General features: G+C 45.1%; 18 protein-coding genes and 1 other RNA gene. 11 read left to right on the top strand and 8 right to left on the bottom strand.

Annotated elements, in window-relative coordinates:
* Nucleotides 1-40: 40 nt before the first annotated feature.
* Nucleotides 41-985: a prephenate/arogenate dehydrogenase family protein gene (locus QGN29_RS06505; RefSeq protein WP_310799889.1), complete on the bottom strand. Its 945-nt coding sequence runs from the start codon at nucleotides 983-985 to the stop codon at nucleotides 41-43.
* Nucleotides 978-2,075 (bottom strand): histidinol-phosphate transaminase, encoded by a 1,098-nt coding sequence (gene hisC, locus QGN29_RS06500; protein ID WP_375164654.1) that lies wholly within the window; start codon nucleotides 2,073-2,075, stop codon nucleotides 978-980. The genes QGN29_RS06505 and hisC overlap by 8 nt, the downstream gene beginning before the upstream one ends.
* Before the next feature lie 111 nt (nucleotides 2,076-2,186).
* Between hisC and metX the strand changes: the two genes are divergently transcribed.
* The 5 genes from metX (at nucleotide 2,187) to QGN29_RS06475 (ending at nucleotide 8,389) form a co-directional block, all read left to right on the top strand.
* A complete protein-coding gene (gene metX, locus QGN29_RS06495; protein WP_310799887.1) occupies nucleotides 2,187-3,347 on the top strand; it encodes a homoserine O-acetyltransferase MetX in 1,161 nt (386 codons plus the stop codon).
* Nucleotides 3,337-3,951, top strand: coding sequence for a methionine biosynthesis protein MetW (gene metW / locus QGN29_RS06490; protein ID WP_310799886.1), 615 nt, complete (start codon nucleotides 3,337-3,339; stop codon nucleotides 3,949-3,951). The genes metX and metW overlap by 11 nt, the downstream gene beginning before the upstream one ends.
* Before the next feature lie 119 nt (nucleotides 3,952-4,070).
* Nucleotides 4,071-5,048, top strand: a complete 978-nt coding sequence (locus tag QGN29_RS06485; protein ID WP_310799885.1) for an ABC transporter substrate-binding protein — start codon at nucleotides 4,071-4,073, stop codon at nucleotides 5,046-5,048.
* Nucleotides 5,048-6,964 carry an ATP-binding protein gene (locus QGN29_RS06480; RefSeq protein ID WP_310799884.1) on the top strand — a complete coding sequence of 639 codons (1,917 nt, stop codon included), beginning with the start codon at nucleotides 5,048-5,050 and terminating at the stop codon, nucleotides 6,962-6,964. Before QGN29_RS06485 ends, QGN29_RS06480 begins: the two co-directional genes overlap by 1 nt.
* A gap of 48 nt (nucleotides 6,965-7,012) precedes the next feature.
* A complete protein-coding gene (locus tag QGN29_RS06475; RefSeq protein ID WP_310799883.1) occupies nucleotides 7,013-8,389 on the top strand; it encodes a pyridoxal phosphate-dependent decarboxylase family protein in 1,377 nt (458 codons plus the stop codon).
* A 7-nt stretch (nucleotides 8,390-8,396) separates the two neighbouring features.
* Here QGN29_RS06475 and QGN29_RS06470 read toward each other — a convergent pair whose 3' ends face one another.
* From QGN29_RS06470 to ssrS, 3 genes are all read right to left on the bottom strand, one after another.
* Entirely contained in the window at nucleotides 8,397-9,209 is an 813-nt protein-coding gene (locus QGN29_RS06470; RefSeq protein ID WP_310799882.1) for a TIGR00282 family metallophosphoesterase, read from the bottom strand.
* 59 nt (nucleotides 9,210-9,268) lie between these two features.
* A complete protein-coding gene (locus QGN29_RS06465) occupies nucleotides 9,269-9,835 on the bottom strand; it encodes a 5-formyltetrahydrofolate cyclo-ligase (RefSeq protein ID WP_310799881.1) in 567 nt (188 codons plus the stop codon).
* Between the two features lie 20 nt (nucleotides 9,836-9,855).
* Nucleotides 9,856-10,019, bottom strand: a non-coding RNA gene (ssrS, locus tag QGN29_RS14520) — 6S RNA.
* 193 nt (nucleotides 10,020-10,212) lie between these two features.
* Here ssrS and QGN29_RS06460 point away from each other — a divergent pair.
* Nucleotides 10,213-10,539 (top strand): hypothetical protein, encoded by a 327-nt coding sequence (locus QGN29_RS06460; RefSeq protein ID WP_310799880.1) that lies wholly within the window; start codon nucleotides 10,213-10,215, stop codon nucleotides 10,537-10,539.
* Nucleotides 10,540-10,623: 84 nt separating this feature from the next.
* Here the strand turns inward: QGN29_RS06460 and QGN29_RS06455 are convergent, their stop codons facing one another.
* Together QGN29_RS06455 and QGN29_RS06450 are read right to left on the bottom strand one after the other, a co-directional pair.
* Nucleotides 10,624-10,932, bottom strand: a complete 309-nt coding sequence (locus tag QGN29_RS06455; RefSeq protein ID WP_310799879.1) for a cell division protein ZapA — start codon at nucleotides 10,930-10,932, stop codon at nucleotides 10,624-10,626.
* A gap of 30 nt (nucleotides 10,933-10,962) precedes the next feature.
* Nucleotides 10,963-11,292, bottom strand: a complete 330-nt coding sequence (locus QGN29_RS06450; protein ID WP_310799878.1) for a hypothetical protein — start codon at nucleotides 11,290-11,292, stop codon at nucleotides 10,963-10,965.
* 246 nt (nucleotides 11,293-11,538) lie between these two features.
* On the opposite strand from QGN29_RS06450, the gene tkt reads away from it, so the two are divergent.
* The 5 genes from tkt to QGN29_RS06425 all read left to right on the top strand — a co-directional run bounded on the left by tkt (nucleotide 11,539) and on the right by QGN29_RS06425 (nucleotide 18,676).
* On the top strand, nucleotides 11,539-13,539 hold the full coding sequence (gene tkt / locus QGN29_RS06445) for a transketolase (RefSeq protein WP_310799877.1): 2,001 nt from the start codon (nucleotides 11,539-11,541) through the stop codon (nucleotides 13,537-13,539).
* Nucleotides 13,540-13,635: 96 nt separating this feature from the next.
* Entirely contained in the window at nucleotides 13,636-14,643 is a 1,008-nt protein-coding gene (gene gap / locus QGN29_RS06440; protein ID WP_310799876.1) for a type I glyceraldehyde-3-phosphate dehydrogenase, read from the top strand.
* A gap of 145 nt (nucleotides 14,644-14,788) precedes the next feature.
* Nucleotides 14,789-16,111 (top strand): methyl-accepting chemotaxis protein, encoded by a 1,323-nt coding sequence (locus QGN29_RS06435; protein WP_310799875.1) that lies wholly within the window; start codon nucleotides 14,789-14,791, stop codon nucleotides 16,109-16,111.
* Nucleotides 16,112-16,121: 10 nt separating this feature from the next.
* A complete protein-coding gene (locus QGN29_RS06430; RefSeq protein ID WP_310799874.1) occupies nucleotides 16,122-17,285 on the top strand; it encodes a phosphoglycerate kinase in 1,164 nt (387 codons plus the stop codon).
* Between the two features lie 95 nt (nucleotides 17,286-17,380).
* Nucleotides 17,381-18,676, top strand: a complete 1,296-nt coding sequence (locus QGN29_RS06425) for a M24 family metallopeptidase (protein ID WP_310799873.1) — start codon at nucleotides 17,381-17,383, stop codon at nucleotides 18,674-18,676.
* A 9-nt stretch (nucleotides 18,677-18,685) separates the two neighbouring features.
* Here the strand turns inward: QGN29_RS06425 and QGN29_RS06420 are convergent, their stop codons facing one another.
* Complete coding sequence (locus QGN29_RS06420; protein ID WP_310799872.1) at nucleotides 18,686-19,171, bottom strand: GNAT family N-acetyltransferase; 486 nt, start codon at nucleotides 19,169-19,171, stop codon at nucleotides 18,686-18,688.
* Nucleotides 19,172-19,181: the final 10 nt, after the last annotated feature.

The following is a 19,181-nucleotide window of genomic DNA, read 5'->3' as shown; positions in this document are numbered from 1 at the left end:
TGTATGATCCGTCGAGCACCTTCTAGATTGAAAACAAACGTTATTCTATCTCTTTCCCTTCAGAGTCAGTGTGATGACGTCCAAAGTCGACAACATCTTCATCCTGCCCCGCATCAATAATACGTGTTCGAATATCCCGAGTGCGAGAAAATAACTTTTCTAAGCTCTCGCCTTCGCCCCATCGAATGGCGCGTTGTAAGGCTGTCAAATCTTCTGTAAAGCGACCCAGCATTTCTAACACAGCTTCTTTATTGGTTAAGAAAACATCTCGCCACATCACTGGATCACTGGCTGCAATTCTTGTAAAATCTCTGAACCCGCCTGCAGAATATTTAATCACTTCACTGCGAGTCACCTCTTCTAGGTCACTTGCCGTTCCGACAATATTATACGCGATTAAATGCGGCAGGTGACTGGTTATGGCAAGAACACGATCATGGTGCGCTGCATCCATCGTTTCTACCTTACTCCCCAGTCGTTCCCAAAAGGCGGATAATTTCTCTACAGCGGATTGATCTGCCCCAGGAGGGGGAGTTAAAATACACCAACGCCCATCAAATAAATCTTGAATTCCGGCTGAGGGGCCAGACTTTTCAGTTCCTGCGACAGGGTGACCTGGAATCAAATGTATATCTCCAGGGACTAACGGATCTAATGTTGAAAGGACATCGCCCTTAACAGACCCTACGTCACTCAATATAGCCCCTGAACGCATGAAGGGGAGAATAGTCTCTGCAGCGACTCCCATTGCCCCCACAGGCACAGCCAACATCACAAGATCAGCCCCAACAACGGCTTCTGCAGCATCCTGAGTATAGTCATCTGCCAAGGACAATGCATTTGCTTCCCTTAGGACTGAGTCACATCGGTCCGTCATGACAATCCTGTTCACAGCCCCCGTGAGCCGTGCAGCTTGTGCAACAGAAGAGCCAATCATCCCTGCACCTATGATGGCAAGTTTTTCAAATATAGCGGTTTCACTCATAACCAGACCCATTCATACATTCTTTTATTAAAGCAATAACACTGTTATTTTCTTGCTCGCTGCCAATTGTCAATCGAATATGATTGGGCAGCCCTTGTCCTGGTAAATACCTCAAAATATAGCCATTCTTCATCAAATACTCGTAGACATTTTCAGCTGTCCCCTCAGGAAATTCAACCAATAAAAAATTTGTCTGGCTTGGGACAACATTTAATCCCATAGCCACAAGCTCTGCTGTGAGAATTTCACGCCATTTTTTATTATAAAACACAGCCTTCTTTAGGTGCTCTTGATCATCGACTGCTGCTAAAGCCGCTGCTTGAGCCGCTGTATTCACATTAAAAGGCATTCTTACTCTATGCAGTGGGTCCAAAATTGCTTCCGACCCATAAGCCCAACCAACACGGAGGGCAGCCAGAGCATATAGCTTAGAAAAAGTGCGTGTCATAATCACATTATCAAAAGCTTCCACCAAGGCCTCTCCTGCTTGATAATCCTCTGCATCTGCACACTCTCCGTAAGCCGCATCAAGGACTAAAATCACATGAGCGGGCAGGCCTGCGTGCAATCGTTTAATCTCTGCCCATGGGACATAAGCGCCCGTTGGATTATTAGGATTATCGATGAACACAAGCTTTGTACGGGCTGTAACGGCAGCTAAAATGCCGTCCACATCTGCTGCCCAGTCCTTATTGGGCACAGCAATAGAGCGCGCCCCAACAGCCTGTGCCTGAATTGGATAAACTGCAAAACCATATTGACTGTGAATAATCTCATCTTCTGGTCCTGCGAAACTATGAATAAGAAGGGTTAAAATTTCATCAGAGCCAGCCCCACACAATATTCTTCGCGCGTCTAAATTATGAACCCGGGCAATGGCATAAGACAATTCTGAGCTTGCCGGGTCAGGATATCGATGCAAGGACACAGCTTCCTTTTGGTAAGCTTCCAAGGCTTTTGGACTGGGGCCATAGGTGCTTTCATTGGCAGACAGCTTAACAGGGTTTTCAACCCCATCAACTTTTGCTTTCCCAGCTTTATAAGGGGCTAACCCTTCTATCCAGCTGTGTGCTTTCGGTTGCATTGTCATAATCCTTTTCTATTTCCTGCCTTAGACATAGAAAAATCATCCTTCAAAAGCAAAGGAATATTGCCACAGCCCCCCCATTTTGTTAGGGAAAGCAAAAGGTATAAATCATTTATGGTCAAGCAAGCACATAAAATAGCAAGTCAAGTTGCCACGCTCTTTGAAACCTCCCCCCTGATTTTAGACAGTGGGGTGACCCTTTCACCTGTGCAAGTGGCCTATGAAACATACGGCACACTCAACTCTGATAAAAGCAATGCCATCATGATTTGTCATGCTTTAACTGGAGATCAATATGTGGCTAGTACTCACCCTCTCACCGGAAAGTCTGGCTGGTGGGAAAGAATTATCGGCCCCAACAAATTAATTGATACCAACAAATATTTTGTCATCTGTTCAAATGTCTTAGGCAGTTGCCTTGGCACAACAGGACCGAAAGAAATCAACCCAGAAACTGGTCAAATATATGGTATTGATTTCCCTGTTATTACCATTAATGACATGGTCAAAGTACAAGTTGGCCTGACTGACACCCTTGGAATTCAAAAACTCTTCATGGTGATAGGGGGGTCTATGGGCGGCATGCAGGCACTTGAATGGCTTGTGGATTATCCAGATCGGGTTGGCAGTATGATGTTGCTAGCGACCGCAGCTCAGCATAGTGCACAAAATATTGCTTTCCATGAAATTGGCCGACAAGCCGTGATGGCGGATCCAGAATGGCGCGACGGCAAATATCAAGAGCATGACACTTTCCCAAGAAAAGGGTTGTCAGTAGCAAGAATGACTGCCCATGTTACTTATTTATCCGAGGACGGCTTGATGGATAAATTTGGACGTAACCTGCAAGACCGCGATGCGCCGACGTACGGTTTTGAGGCGGACTTTCAAATCGAAAGCTACTTAAGACATCAGGGCAGTAGCTTTGTGGATCGCTTCGATGCGAACAGCTATTTATATATCACAAGGGCCATGGATTATTTTGATATTGCTGCCCGCTATGAGGGAAAACTTGCGGACGCCTTTAAAAAGGCTTCCGACGTGCCTTGTCTTGTGATTACCTTCACCAGTGATTGGCTCTACCCGCCAGAAGAAAACAAACGCATCGCGCATGCCCTTAACGCTGCTGGTGTGCCTGTCTCTTATGCTTCCATCACCAGTGATAGAGGGCATGATAGCTTTCTGCTCGACATCCCTGAAATGGATAAGATGATGACAGGCTTTATCCAATCAGCAGAGGCTAGGCTTATGAAGGACCAACGGGATGACGGATAGTCAGAGCAAAGACCTAAGACCCGATTTACAGCTAATCGCAAACCTTATCGCTCCCGAGAGCAGGGTTCTCGAAGTCGGCTGCGCAAATGGTGACCTACTCCAGTGGCTTGTTCACAACAAGAGGGTTGATGGTCGCGGTATGGAACTTGGGCAAGCTGGCGTGAATACATGCGTGTCAAAAGGACTTTATGTGGTGCAAGGGGATGCCGACGTAGATCTCAAAGACTATCCTGATAAAAGCTTTGACTATGCCGTTTTATCAAGAACTTTGCAGGCAGTTAGACAGCCACGGGAAGTGTTGCTAGAACTGCTCCGGATCGGTGAAAAAGCTATTGTCACCATCCCTAATTTTGGCCACTGGAAAATAAGGCTGCAACTATTGATGAATGGGAAAATGCCTGTTACCCGACATCTTGATTACACTTGGTATAATACACCTAATATCCACTTTTGCACTGTCAAAGACATGCTGGATCTTATAGAATCTGAAGGGTTAACCCTTGATGCCTTCGTACCCTTCGATGCAAAAGGCGATCAGCTCGATCAGTCCCTCAGTAGGGCAAATTGGGGAGCACATCAGGCTCTATTCGTCATTAGCGACTAGCCAAAATCAGTTAAAAACCAATATCTTTCCAATTTACTTTGCGCCCCTGCCCTAAATATGTAAACTATTTACCTGCAAATGAGATTCAAATGAGATTCAAATGATAACAGGATAGATGTATGGCTTTAAACGCAGTTTTAAGTGCTATAAGAATGAAGCTACGATGTTTCATCATGCTTCCTTTTTTCATTCTGCTCTCTGGCTGTTTGGAAAGTAAACCTCTCAACCCTTTGATTGTAGGGAGTAATACATGGGTTGGTTTTGAACATCTCTATCTAACTGAAAAATTAAGATTTTATCGCTCCAGCGATGTTAAACTCATTGAAACACCTTTTTCGCTCACTTTATATCAAGCCTTGCGCAATAAATCCTTAGACGGGATTGCGACCTCTTTGAATAGAATTGCGGCTTGGTCTATGCAAGGCATAAATCTTTCTGTTGTGCTTGTCATGGACAGCTCTAACGGCGGCGATGTCCTTATAGCGCATCCATCGATCAAAAGCGTTGCTGACTTAAAAGGGAAAAAGATCGCAACGTCTCGGAATGCTGTAGTTGATTATCTTTTAACCCGGGCTTTGACAATTCATAATCTCAGTAAGTCTGATGTCACAGCGGTTTACGGCAGTTATCAAAATAATGTTGAGATGTTCCTAAATGGCGAGGTAGATGCCATAGTAACCTTTGGTGATTCACGGTTTAAAGCTCTTGCTGGCGGCGGTGTACCCATATTTTCTAGCCGCAATATCCCGGGGGAAATCATCGATGTCCTTTGTGTTCGTACAGACCTGCTCAATTCGCGCCCTGATAAAGTAAGAGCCCTCATCAAGGGATGGATACAAACTCAAAATTACTTGAACGCGATGGGCAATGAGTCAGCCTATAAACCTAGCTTAATTAAGCCCGATGATTTTGCAATTGAGGTTAAAGATATTAAATTCATGTCCATTAAAGACAATATTGACTATCTAAAAAATAACGGCGCAAAAATTAAGCAACTGCTGTTGGCGCAATTGCCAGAAGATAAAAGAGCCGTGGTCGGCGCACATTTAAAAATAGCTGATGATTTTGTTCTACCGATTCTAAGAGAAGGGCAATAATGTTTAAAAATATTGCCTTTAGAAACCTCTTCCCTCTGATTATTATGGAAATCTCCATTGTATTGGTCCTATTTTTCTTAGTTTTTCTCCTCCCTTCAATTCACTCCTCTAGTAATGAATTCGCGAAAAGTGAGTTTGAAAATCATCTCAGTCTTCTGCAAGGGCGGATTAATGCTATTTTGGGTCGAGATGAACTGATGGTACGCCAAGACATTTTCTACACTCAGCTTGATCCTAAAATGAAAGCTGTATTCTTACTCGACGACTCCAACACAATTCTCTTCTCTCATCGAGGCATTTTTGAAGGTAAGAATATTTCGGAAATCGACTATGACTTTTCTCCAGAAATTATCACATCCGTCATGAAGACCGGCGATTCAATCGTCGAACTTAGTCAGACACGCCAAGCAGCCCTTGGATATGCAGGGTTGATCATTAACTCTGCGGACCAGAGAGAGCTGTATACTTTGCTTGTTGTCAAAGATTATTCAAGTTTACAGGTGAATATTGTCCGTCTTGCTCTCTTCCCGGCCATGCTTATTTTTGGAGCCTTGGTCTTTTTCAGTGTCGCTGCCAATTGGTTAATCCGCAAAAAGTTTAATGTCCAATTTATCCCTTTGATGAATGCAACAAAAGAGCTTCAACAAGGAATTAAGAATGTCCAGGTCCCTATAAAAGGCCGCGATGAATTTGCGTCGCTCAGTCGCAGCTTCAATAGCATGACAGCAGAATTATCGTCACAAGCAAAAGCCTTGGAAGACGCAAAGACCACTGCGGAATCTGCCAGTGCTGCAAAATCAGAATTTTTGACCAATATGAGCCACGAGTTTCGCACCCCCCTTACAGGCATTATTGGATTTCTTGATTTACTTGAAGAAGAGAATAAAGACCCCAGTATTGAGCATTATATTAAAACCGCTAACCTTTCTGCTCATACACTCCTTGAACTTATCAATGACTTACTAGACTTCTCTCGCCTTGAAGCTGGACAAGTTGAAGTGAGCAAAGCCAGCTTTGACCTCAACAAACTGGTTCAAGATATTCAAGCTGCCTTAGAACCTCAGACCTTAAGCAAGTCAGTAAAAGTTGTATCTAATTTGCTCCCTGAGCAGCACTCTTTTATAAACCATGATCAAAAATTACTTCGCCAATGCATCGTGAATCTCGTCGGCAACGCGATCAAATTCACAGACAAAGGCAGCGTGCGTATCATTATGGATGCGACCCCGGACGAAAATGGCAAAGCAGAGTATAAAATCGAGATTATAGATACAGGCGTTGGGATTTCTTCAGAAGGGCAAGCGCGTTTATTCAATCGGTTTGAACGGGTCCATGATACATCGCAAATCTATGCTCAAGGCACAGGCCTTGGTCTTGCCATTTGTGCACAGATCGCAGAAATAATTGAGGGGCATTTAAGTGTCACTTCCTCTCTTGGAGAGGGGTCCGCTTTTACTTTAACTTTCGATGCTGCCATTGCAAAACAACACCAAAAACTAGCGACGACCCCAGCGTTTGATCCAGGCCCTAGTCAAAAAAGTTTAGTCATTGCCGCTGTAGACGACAATGCGATTAACAGAATGCTGGTCACTCAATTTATCGAGAAATGGGGTGCCAAAGCGCTGCTTTTTGAATGCGGTGAAGACATCATTGATTATGCAAAGGCTGAGGACTCTGTTGTCCCAGATCTTGTACTCATGGATATCAACATGCCTGGCCTGAATGGTGTCGAGACTCAACAAGTCTTGCGTACTGAGTGCCCCGCCTATGATACACTGCCCATTATCGCACTGACTGCGAACGCCATCAAAGGCGACCGCGAAGAATATATAGCCGCCGGTTTAACTGATTACATTAGTAAGCCAATCGATGTGGATAAATTGTATTTTGCCTTCGGGAAATATACTAATCTGTAACCTTTATTTGAATTTTATCGCCTTTTTCTTTTCAAAAATGAGACCACTATGAAGACAAATAACTTTCGAAAACATGCCCATGAGCTTGTGGATTGGGTAGCGGACTATATGGAAAATGTTCGTGACTATCCTGTTCGATCACAGTGTGAGCCTGGGGACATCGCGGCTCAAATTGAAGATGAAGCCCCTCAACAAGCAGAAAATTTCGAGACTATTTTTGAAGACTTTAAGTCTATCATCATGCCGGGCATAACCCACTGGCAGCACCCTCGTTTCTTTGCCTATTTCCCTTCCAATTCAACGCCAGAGAGTCAGCTTGCTGAAATGCTTATTTCTGCAGTGGGTGTCAACGGCATGCTATGGGAAACATCACCTGCTGCGACAGAGCTTGAGGAAAAAATGATGCAGTGGCTAGGTCAGCTAATTGCGATCCCCAAAGATTGGTCCGGCGTTATTCAAGACACGGCAAGCAGCGCAACTTTTTGTGCACTCCTTTGCGCCCGAGAGAAAGCCACTGATGACAGAAGTAATACTCAGGGCCTCTACAGTGAAAAAAAATTGAAATATTATGTTACCCACGAGGCCCATTCCAGCATTGAAAAAGCCATGAAGATGGCGGGACTCGGAAGTAGTAATATTCACTTTGTAGCCACACGTCGTGATCACAGTATGGATCATATCGCCTTAGAAACTGCCATTGAGCGGGATCTAGCTGCTGGGCACATCCCGGCCGGAATCATTGCCTGTATAGGGGCTACCGGAATGGGAGCAATTGATCCACTGCGTCGCATTGGTGAAATTGCCAAAGCCCATGACATTTACCTGCATGTGGATGCAGCATGGGCAGGAAGTGCGATGGTCTGTCCGGAATTTCATGCCTTTATGGATGGTATTGACCTTGCTGACAGCTATGTTTTCAACCCCCACAAATGGATGGGTATACAGTTTGATTGCTCAGCCCATTTTGTGAAAGATAAAGACCGCTTGATCCAAACCTTAACCATACTGCCTGAATATCTCAAATCCAATGAGGGTGTGACCGACTACCGCGATTGGGGAATTCAATTAGGCAGGCGAATGAGGGCCCTTAAAGTGTGGTTTGTCCTCAGAGGTCAAGGCGTGGATGCAATCCAAGAAAGAATTAGAAACCATATTCTTTGGACAGAAAAGCTAGCCGCTCTCGTATCAGATCATCCCGACTTTGAGATTGTGACGGAACCAAGGTTCTCCCTATTCACCTTCAAGCATAAAGACGGCTGTGAGAAAACTGATGCCTTGCTGCAAGCGGTCAATGATGCGGGATATACATACCTCACACGTTCAGTTATCAACAAGAAATCTGTCATCCGCTGGTCCATAGGACAAACTGACTGTCAGTGGCAAGATGTTGCGGACAGCTGGTCACACCTGCTAGACTTGAGATGATGTAGTCTTAGACTTTTGGGATATGGGGTAATAATCGCGGGCCAATGCGAACCGGTTCAATGCGGTGAGCAATTCCTTTGCGATCAAGCTCCACATAGGTGCCGCATAGGGTTGCTTCACCTTGAGCAGGGCTAAAGCGCTCCCTATTCATTTTGGTCACGAACCGGCTAACTGGCTCTTCTTTCGTCATGCCAATAACACTATCATAATCCCCGCACATGCCTGCATCCGTTTGATAAGCGGTCCCTTTGTTTAAAATCATCGTATCGGCTGTGGGCACATGACTATGTGTTCCCACCACCATGGAAACGCGGCCATCAAGATAGTGACCCATCGCCATTTTTTCAGAGGTCGCTTCACCATGGAAATCGACAACAATCGCGTCCACAGTTTTTCCCAGACGATATTTAGAAAGAATGGTATCCACGGTCTCGAAAGGACAATCAAGAACTGGATGCATAAAAACACGTCCCATCAAATTAATAACTAAGATTTTACGCATGGCGACTTCGTAAACATGATACCCACGCCCCGGTGTTTGTTGAGGATAATTTGCAGGCCTTAGGATGCGTTTATCGCTATCAAGAATACTCAAGACTTCTTTTTGGTCAAAACTATGATTTCCACCGGTAATCACATGAGCGCCCGTGTCAAAGACCTGATTGCATATCTTGCTGGTCATTCCAAATCCAGAAGCCGCATTTTCTGCATTCACAATAATAAAATCAAGTTTCAGTTGGCGTTTCAGATCTGGTAATTTTGCTATCGCTGCATCACGACCACTGCGCCCCATGAGATCACCAAGAAATAAAATTCGCATAATTCATTAAACTTTCCACCTAGTGCCATTCATTAGGCATTGGCCCTGTAAGCAGGATGTTATTTTTGCGGTAAAATCAACCCGCTCTCTGTAATGATCCCGTGCATAGGTACATCATGATCTTCTACTATTAGATTGTCGACGATTTGTCCACCGTAGGCAAGGCCAAAAGCTTTCATCACGGGATATTTCATCAGCGTTCTATCATAAAATCCGCCGCCGTAGCCAAGGCGGTAACAATTCTTATCATAGGCAAGAAGGGGACATAACACTACACCTGGCACAATCTCCGGCGCTTCAGGTTCTGGTTCCCGGGTGCCATAGGCCCCCTTAACAAGAGGATCCCCGCTTTCCCAAAGGCGAAATATCAGCGCTGCATGCTTATCTTTAACACAGGGCAATGCAGTTTGACGGCCCATGGTCTGTAAACTCTGTGCAAGGTAACGCGTTTCCATCTCATCGCCTATTGGATGATAAAGGCCGACAGTAACAGCGGAATCAATGCCCTTCAAAAGTTGCTTTGCATGAAAGGTTGCCTGTTCAATCGCATCAAGTCCCCCCATTTCTTTGAGGCCAGAGCGAATATGCTTTGCGTGGGCGCGTAATTGAGATTTTTTTGAGGTCACAGTTAATCCTTTTGAAAGGTGCGGGAACCAAGTCTGCCGTGTCAGCGTTTATATTCTCCGGAACCTGTAAAAAACAGGTGGGCGCCGTATATCGAAGACCACGGTCTAAGTCAGGGACAGCTCCCTGGAGGTGATTATAGCCCCGGGAAGTATTGCGTACCTACTGCGCACAGCTCAGAACCCGCGTTGCTCATATAATCAAATATGTGCCGCATTGCAAGGATGAGCTTTGCAATCTACTCAGCATTCAATACACTTTAGTTTAAATTTCATTATATGCTTTACTTTTTGAGGTGGGTATCTGAAAGTTATCCCACGTAAGGAGTACCAAAACCTGATGGGGGCATCACGACTTTATGGTATAAGGGAGAATGACCATGATTAGAAAAGCAGTACTCGTTTCATTTTTAGTATCCACAACATTAGGCGTTAGCGCAGCGACCGCCCTTTCCACACCATCCACTCTTGAGCCAAGTGCACTTGCTGTAGACCATCACGGCGATAAAAAGAAAAAAATGGATGCCAAATATAAAAAAATGAAAATGAAATGGAAAGAAAAGTGCAAAGCCAAAGGCATGACGGAAAAAGAAGCTTTAGGCAAATGCATGAAAGAAATGAAGATGAAGTGGAAAGAAAAAAGCAAGAAAATGAAAAAAGAAAAAATGAAGATGAAGAAAAAAGCAAAAGAGAAAACTGATACATAAACTTTTTCATCAACTATAATCTATAAAGGCCTGCCCTCATCTTATTGGGGGCAGGCCTTGTTTATTTATAATGCCGGGTTTGCTTTATTCGGCTGCTATTGTCTCTAACTCTGCAGCAACATCATTCATCAAGCCGGCTACTGTTTCTTCAGATAAGCCGGTAGAAAGCGGCATAGTATCGCCATGCCCTGCTTTCACGTCTTGCAGCTCATCTGTAATCATTATAGCTGCCATCAAAAGCGCGCGGCCTTCGCTCAAATGACCTAATTTTTCTTTCAGATAGGCTACTTTACTATCGACATAATCTGCTAATTCTTTTAGTCGAGCTTCCTCACCACTTGCACAGGCAAGTGTGTAGCTTCTATCACTGACGGATACAGTTACTTGAGCCATGGTTCATTCCCCTTAAAATCACTCACCCTCTTACTCACCGGCAAGACGTGCTGCTTCTTCTTCAAGCGCTGTTTCAATCCCAGAAATCGCACTATCCAACCGCTTTTTAATCGTGAGTTTTTGCTCTCTCAGTTCAGCAATTTCCTGATTGAGGCGCTCCAACTCTGCCTCATGGTCACTATTATCCGACGGACTGACCTGTTCTACCCGAGTTTCCAGAAGGTTTCTCAAATGAGCATTCTCATCAGTGAGGCCGTTAAGTTGATGCTGCTGCGTCTCCATTTTACGGCGCATGACAGTCAAGGCCTCGCCAAGTCTCTCTTGAGCATTTGATAGCGAATCGCCAAAATCTGATGGCATGAGCTTCTCCTAAGGCAGGTCAAAATTGCTGCGTTTTCCAAAGTTCGAATGACTAGACTAACGGACTTTCTATGATCAGGTCAATTATCATTCACTAATCCAAGAAAAATGACATAAATATGCTCTCTTCGCACCTATATTCTTGACCTTTTCAACGCAAAAGGCCATTTTGTCGAAAAATTTCGTCTTCTATGCTGGTCCTGAAATAGAAGGCTGCTGCTTAACTTTTTTATCGATGGAATCATTATGTCTGATACAGAACTTCTTGAAAATGAAATGCACAATAAAATGGCCAACGCAATCCGAGCTTTAAGCATGGATGCCATCCAAAAATCCAACTCTGGTCACCCTGGTATGCCCATGGGCATGGCTGATGTTGCTACAGTTCTTTTTTCTAAATTCATGCGTTTTGATCCACAATGGCCTGAATGGCCAAACCGCGATAGATTCGTGCTAAGCGCAGGGCACGGTTCTATGTTGATTTATAGCTTACTCCATTTAACGGGTTATGATGGCATGACAATGGAAGACATTAAAAACTTTCGTCAATTGCATAGCCCAACAGCTGGCCACCCAGAATTCGGCGAAGCGCCAGGCATAGAAATGACAACAGGCCCCCTAGGCCAAGGACTGGCAACATCAGTAGGAATGGCGCTCGGTGAACGTCTAGAAGCTGCACGAACTGGTTCTGATATCTCAGATCACCATACCTATATTATTGCGGGCGATGGTTGTTTAATGGAAGGTGTATCACAAGAAGCCATCTCTATGGCCGGTCACCTTAAATTGTCAAAAATGGTTCTTCTTTGGGATGACAACAGTATCTGTATTGACGGTGATACAGGCATGACAACATCAGAAGACATGCGCGGTCGATTTGAGGCTGCTGGGTGGCATGTTCAAGCCATTGATGGTCATGACCCTGAAGCCATCGAAGTTGCCATAAAATTGGCAAAGGAAGCAGACCAACCAAGCCTAATCGCCTGTAAAACAACCATTGGATACGGCGCACCAAATAAACAAGGGACATCCTCAACACACGGAGCACCTTTAGGAGAGGAAGAGATTGCCCTCACCAGAGAAGCCTTAGGTTGGGAAGCTGAGCCTTTTGTAATTCCAGACGATGTTCAAGAGGCATGGAGAGAAGCTGGCCAAAATGGCGCGACACTTTCTGCGGCTTGGAAAGAAAAATATAATGCGCTCTCAAGCGATGTTAAAGCTGACTACGACCGCAGACTCTCTGGAGATCTTACAGCGACATTCGATGACGCAATGGGCGCTTATAAAGCGAAAATTGCAGCTGAACCTGTGAAAGTAGCAACTAGGAAAGCGTCTCAGATGGCCCTTGAGGTTGTAAATGCAGAACTCACAGAAACCGTTGGTGGGTCTGCCGATCTTACAGGATCAAACTTGACCCTCACTAGTGGTATGAAAGCTGTAACAGCTGATGATTTCTCAGGGTCATATATGTATTATGGAATTCGAGAATTTGGCATGTGCGCCGCAATGAATGGTCTAGCACTTCACGGGGGGTTCAAGCCATATGGTGGAACTTTCATGGTTTTCACAGACTATGCGCGTCCTGCTATCCGTCTTGCAGCCTTAATGAAACAACAAGCTATTTACGTGATGACTCACGATAGCATTGGTCTCGGGGAAGATGGTCCAACTCACCAACCGGTTGAACATTTAGCCAGCCTTCGTGCAATGCCAAATGTGAATGTTTTCAGACCCTGTGATGCCATAGAAACAGCTGAATGTTGGCAGCTTGCGCTTCATGCAACTGAAACACCGTCAATTCTCTCACTATCGCGGCAAGGCGTAATTCAGCAAAGAACGACGCACAACACTGAAAACCTCTGCGGAAAAGGTGGCTATATCTTACACGAAGCTTCAAGCGGCAACCCAAAAGTTGTCATTATGGCCTCTGGCACAGAGGTTGAAATTGCAGCGGCTGCCCAACAAGCTCTAGAAGCTGAAGGCACACCAACACGCGTTGTTTCAATGCCCAGCACTGATCTCTTTGATCGTCAGTCCGCTGAATATAGAGCCTCTGTTCTTCCTGAAGGTACTGTGAAAGCGTCTATTGAAGCCGCCAGCACTTATGGATGGTGTAAATATACAGGCCTTGACGGTATAAACATAGGCTTAGACAGCTTTGGCGCTTCTGCCCCTGCGAGTGATTTGTATAAATATTTTGGCATAACGAGCGATGCATTAGTTGCAGCCGTGAAAGAAAAGCTTTAAGAAAGAATTAATTATTATGGTTTGTCCGGAGGTAAAAGATAAGCCATAGTATTAATAAGGTCCCACAAATTTAACATATATGAATTGGAGTGAACGATGACTGTTCGTGTATCCATTAATGGTTTTGGCCGAATTGGCCGTAATGTTCTTCGTGCAATCTACGAAAGTGGTCGCACAGATATCAAAGTAGTCGCAATTAACGACTTGGGCGATGTAGATATGAATGCATATCTTTTAAGCCGTGACAGTGTTCATGGTCGTTTCCCTGGCACAGTGACAGTAGACGGCGATGCCATTGTCGTGAACGGCGACCGCATTCGCGTGACAGCCATTCGCAACCCAGAAGAGCTACCTTGGGGTGTTGAGAATGTTGATGTCGCTATGGAATGTACGGGTATTTTTACTAAACGTGAAGCGGCTGAAAAGCACATTACTGCAGGTGCAAAAAAAGTTCTTATTTCTGCCCCAGGCACCAATGCTGACGCGACAATCGTTTACGGGGTGAACCATGATACGTTAAAAGCCTCTGACACAATTGTCTCCAATGCTTCTTGTACGACAAACTGCCTATCCCCTGTTGCAAAAGTTCTGAACGATCTGTGCGGCATCGAACATGGGTATATGACAACTGTGCATGCTTATACAGGGGATCAACCTGTGTTAGATACCCTACATTCAGATCCGCGCCGTGCTCGCGCAGCAGCACTGAGCATGATTCCTACGTCTACTGGGGCTGCGAAAGCTGTTGGCCTTGTTCTTCCAGAACTTGCAGGAAAATTGGACGGATCAGCGATCCGCGTTCCAACACCAAATGTTTCTATGATTGATCTGAAGTTTGTAGCAAAGCGTGATGTGACAGCGGAAGAAATCAACAGTGCGATTAAAGAAGCGGCTGAAGGTAATCTTAAGGGCGTTCTCGGGTATGAAGAGATGCCATGTGTATCAATTGACTTCAACCATGATCCTCACAGCTCAAGCTTCGATGCAAGCCAAACCAAAGTCATGGAAGGCAACTTTGTTCGCGTACTATCATGGTATGATAACGAGTGGGGCTTCTCAAACCGTATGTCAGATACAGCGGTCTTGATGGCAAAACTTGGCTAAGTGAATTTTCTATATTCAAGACTTTCTTATGGCCGCCTCATCACCTTTGGGCGGCCATATTCATTTCAGAGCCCTACCAAATAAAGGCCTGAAATTATGACCTGAAATTAAGACCATAAAGTTATAATTACAGAGGAGTAAGCTCATGACCGAAGACCTCGCGAAAGTTGAAGCGGCCCTAGACAACCTCATCAATGGAAACTTCACGGCTTCTGAAGGGGACTGTAGTGGGGACTCGCCCCTTCTTGCTAAAGTAAATATTCTTGCCGATAAAAGTGTCAGTCGATCTGAAGAAAATTTAAAGCGCACTGTAGACTATTCAATAATCGCCAATAAGGGGATGGCATCCATTGCTCGGATGAGCCGGTATATTACAGATGTGAATGGTCAGTCTCAGTCGATTGCCTCTGCAATTGAAGAATTGTCTTCCTCTGTCAAGTCAATCTCAAGCAGCGCAGAGCAAGCCTCGATGGAGGTAGATCAAGTTGCTACAAGCGCAGCTACAGGTATCATTGCTGCTGATAATGCTCAGAAAAGTATGGAAGAGATTGCTGGTGCTGTGCACACAGCGGGTGAGCGTGTGACAGAACTGTCGAAAACTTCTGAAGAAATCGGTAAAATCGTCAAAGACATCGAAGATATTGCCAAGCAAACAAATCTTCTTGCCTTGAATGCCACCATAGAAGCAGCACGAGCAGGGGATGCAGGAAAGGGATTTGCTGTCGTTGCCAGTGAAGTAAAAAACTTGGCTAATCAAACAGCATCAGCCACCGATACAATTCGCAGCCGAATTGAAGCCCTCCGTACAGAGATGTCAGCCATTGTAGGCACCATGGAAGACGGTGAAACAAAAGTGTCAGAAGGTCGGACTGTTATCGAACAATCTACTGCAGAAATGCATGGCATTTCGAGGCAAGTTGATAGTGTGAATGCTCATATGTCTGAGATCAATACCATTCTTGAACAACAAGTCTCTGCTACGTCAGAAGTTTCGAATGGTGCTGCCATTATTGTAGAACGCAGTCAGCAAAATAGTGACAGCATAAAACAAGTGATCGATCAGCTGAATGAAACAGAAACACCCATTGCCGAGAGTATTAATTATTTCGTTGAAAAAAGTGGCCTCTCAGCCACACTCTATGCTGCAAAATCTGACCATATGATCTGGATGCGCAAGCTTTCTCAAATGCTTGCTGGCTCAATCGTATTGAAGGCCAATGAACTTTCTGATCATCATCAGTGTCGCCTCGGAAAATGGTATGACACCCAGACAAATCCAGCTCTCACAAGCTTGCCGGAATGGCGTCAGCTCGAAGCCCCACACAAGCAAGTGCACCAAGCCGGTATTGAGGCGTCAAAAGCCTATGCCAGCGGTGATATAAGTGCCGCTATAGCTGCTATTCAAAAAGCCGACGATGCATCCAAGCAAGTCATGATCCTTCTCGACCAAATTATCAGTAAATTCTAAGGAAAATAGGATGAGTTTTAAAACGATTGAAGATTTCGGCTCCCTAGCCGGTAAGACAGCTGTTATCCGTGTTGATATTAACGTCCCTATGCAAAACGGCCAAGTCTCGGACAAAACCCGTCTTTTCGCGGTAAAGCCAACAGTTGATGCTGTGAAGGCTTCTGGCGGGCGCTGCGTCCTGCTCGCCCACTTCGGTCGCCCAAAAGGCCAAGTGATTGAAGATATGAGCCTTAAGCAGGTCATACCTGCGCTCTCAGAAGTTCTTGAAACCCCTGTCGGCTTTGCAACCCTATCTGATGCCCTGCCAGATACGGATGTTATTCTCATAGAGAATACGCGCTTCCATCCGGGTGAAGAAAAGAATGATCCCGGCCTTGCTGCTCAATTTGCGGCTCTGGGCGATGTTTACATTAACGATGCCTTCTCCTGCTCACACCGCGCTCATGCCTCTACCGAGGCAATTGCTCAGCTGTTACCTTCTGCTGCGGGAAAAACCATGGAACGAGAACTGACCGCTCTCGTAAACGCACTTGGCGCACCGAAAAAACCAGTCTGTGCTGTTGTCGGCGGCGCGAAAGTATCCAGCAAACTAGCCGTCCTTGAAAATCTCGTTGAAAAAGTGGATCACTTGATCATCGGTGGCGGCATGGCCAATACATTCCTCTTTGCCCAAGGAATAGAAGTGGGTGCAAGCCTGTGCGAAAATGATTTGGCTGAAACAGCACAACTCATTCTTTCAAAGGCCAGAGACAAAGGCTGTAAAATTCATTTACCCAATGATGTTGTCGTCGCGCATGAATTCAAAGCTCATGCCGACAATCGCACCATCCCTAATACAGATGTCGATGACGGGGAAATGATTCTAGATGCTGGCATTGAAACCGTAGAGGTCCTGACAAAGGTTATAGCTGAGAGCAACACTCTGCTCTGGAATGGTCCCATGGGCGCTTTCGAGATGGAACCCTTTGACAGGGCGACAGTGGCGTTAGCAAAAGCCGCAGGCGCCGCCACTGAAGCAGGTGACCTTCTGTCTGTTGCGGGAGGCGGTGACACCGTCGCGGCTATGGCCCATGCTGGCGTGAAAGATCAAATGACCCATATTTCTACTGCAGGAGGAGCTTTCCTTGAATGGATGGAAGGCAAAGACCTGCCAGGTGTAAAAGCTTTAGGATAGCCTCTGCAAAGAGAAGGACCAGATTGACGGATTAGGCTGGATTTCTCCAGCCTTTTCTTTATGATTTCAGGAAATTCTCAATGAAGGACCTTTTCATGCATAAATCACTTATTCTGTTCCTTATTTTACTCATAAACCCCCTGATAAGTGTCCTTGCACAAGACCCCTCACCGTGGCCTGCCATCAGAATTGAGCGCATTAAAACACTCTTGCCTGCTGCTTTAAAAACTACCGGTGTCGATGCGTGGCTTGTCATTTGTCGTGAAAATAATAATGACCCTCTAGCGGACCATGTGGGCTGCGAAAATGCTGGTGGAACAGCATCCTTCCTTTTTTATCATGACAAAACTGGTTTTCACTCTTTAGCTTTTTCGCCTTCAAGTGAATCCACAGCCCTAGATGAATTGGATATCCACGATACTGTTATTTCTGTTGATAGATCGAAATCAACAATGGCTGAAGCTGCTACCTTTATTAAGGAAAAAGGTTTTAAAACTCTTGCAATTAATTCCTCTGATACAAACGCCCAGGCAGATGGACTGAGTTATACACAACGCAAAACGTTAGAAGGCTATCTTGGGACTGACTTTAAAGGCCGTCTGGTTTCTTCTGAACAGGTTGTCTATGAATGGCTTTCTATAAAATTACCTGCAGAAGTCGAAATTATGCGAAAAGCAGCCGTTCTGACAGCAGCTCTGCAAATTGAAGCCTACAAGCATGTCATCCCTGGCAAGACGACCGATGCTGATGTGGCTGCCTTTTTAAAGAAGCGCATGCGAGAATTGGGCGTAACTGACGCATGGGCCCCGGATCAAAATCCTAATGTAAACTCTGGTCCAGACCGGGGGCATTCGCACTCAACAAATAAAGTCATCATGCCAGGCGATGTAATCCAAACAGATTTTGGCATTCGGGTGCATGATCGTTGGGTCACTGACATCCAAAGGTTTGCCTATGTCCTTCAACCGGGAGAAACGAAAGCACCAAATCATATCCAATATGCATGGGAAAGCGGCAGGAATGGAGGGTTTGCTGCCTTCAAAGCGATGAAACCAGGCGTGAAGGGTATTGAAGTCGATGCAGCTCAATCTGTCATGATGAAAAAAGCTGGCTCTGGCTATGTCCCCTGGTCTACCGGTCATCCCGTGGGTTATGTCGCGCACGATACAGGACCTAATCTAGGCGGGTCCCGCACGAAAAGTGTCCGCCCTGCCGCACATAAAAAATTAAAAGTTGGGATGGTCTTCGCCTTTGATGGTTTTCATAGCTGGAAACGCAAAGATGGGACATATAAAACAATTTCTGTGGAGGAAATGGTCGTCATCAAAGAGAAGGGCGCAGAATATCTTATTCCGCCTCAACAAGACATAATTTTAATCCCATCTGACTAGCAGCCTAATTTAAGGGAGGGCTTTTTCCCAAAAAAGAGCCCGACCAACTTTGGGATCGAGTTCATATCCACTAAACCCAAATTTCTTGTAAGCATTCTGAGCAATATAATTGCCTTCAAGGACTTCAAGGGTGATTTTACAGCACCCTCGCTTAACAGCGATAGACTGAACTTTTTCAAGTATTTTTGTACTAAGTTTTAAGCCCCTAAAGTCGGCTTTCACAATGACATCATGGATATTGATGATTGGCTTACATTGAAAGGTGGAAAAGACCTCAAAGCAGTTGGCAAGGCCTGCTGGTTTATCATCCACATAAGCGATGATACTAAAAGCATGGGGTAATGCAGAAAGCTCACTTGCTAAATTCTTTCTAACTTTTTCAGAAAGAGGGACACCGCCTCCCATCTCATCTCTGGCATAATGATCCAGCAGATCAATCAAATGCTGTGTCTCATCGCTATTTTTATAGTCTAGAATGCGTATTTCAATGGTCATTGTTCAGCCA

This window comes from Temperatibacter marinus, from assembly GCF_031598375.1.
In the GTDB taxonomy this organism is placed as follows: domain Bacteria; phylum Pseudomonadota; class Alphaproteobacteria; order Sphingomonadales; family Kordiimonadaceae; genus Temperatibacter; species Temperatibacter marinus.
The sequence above is the reverse complement of the archived record's forward strand: the minus strand, read 5'-3'. Positions and strand labels throughout refer to the sequence as shown.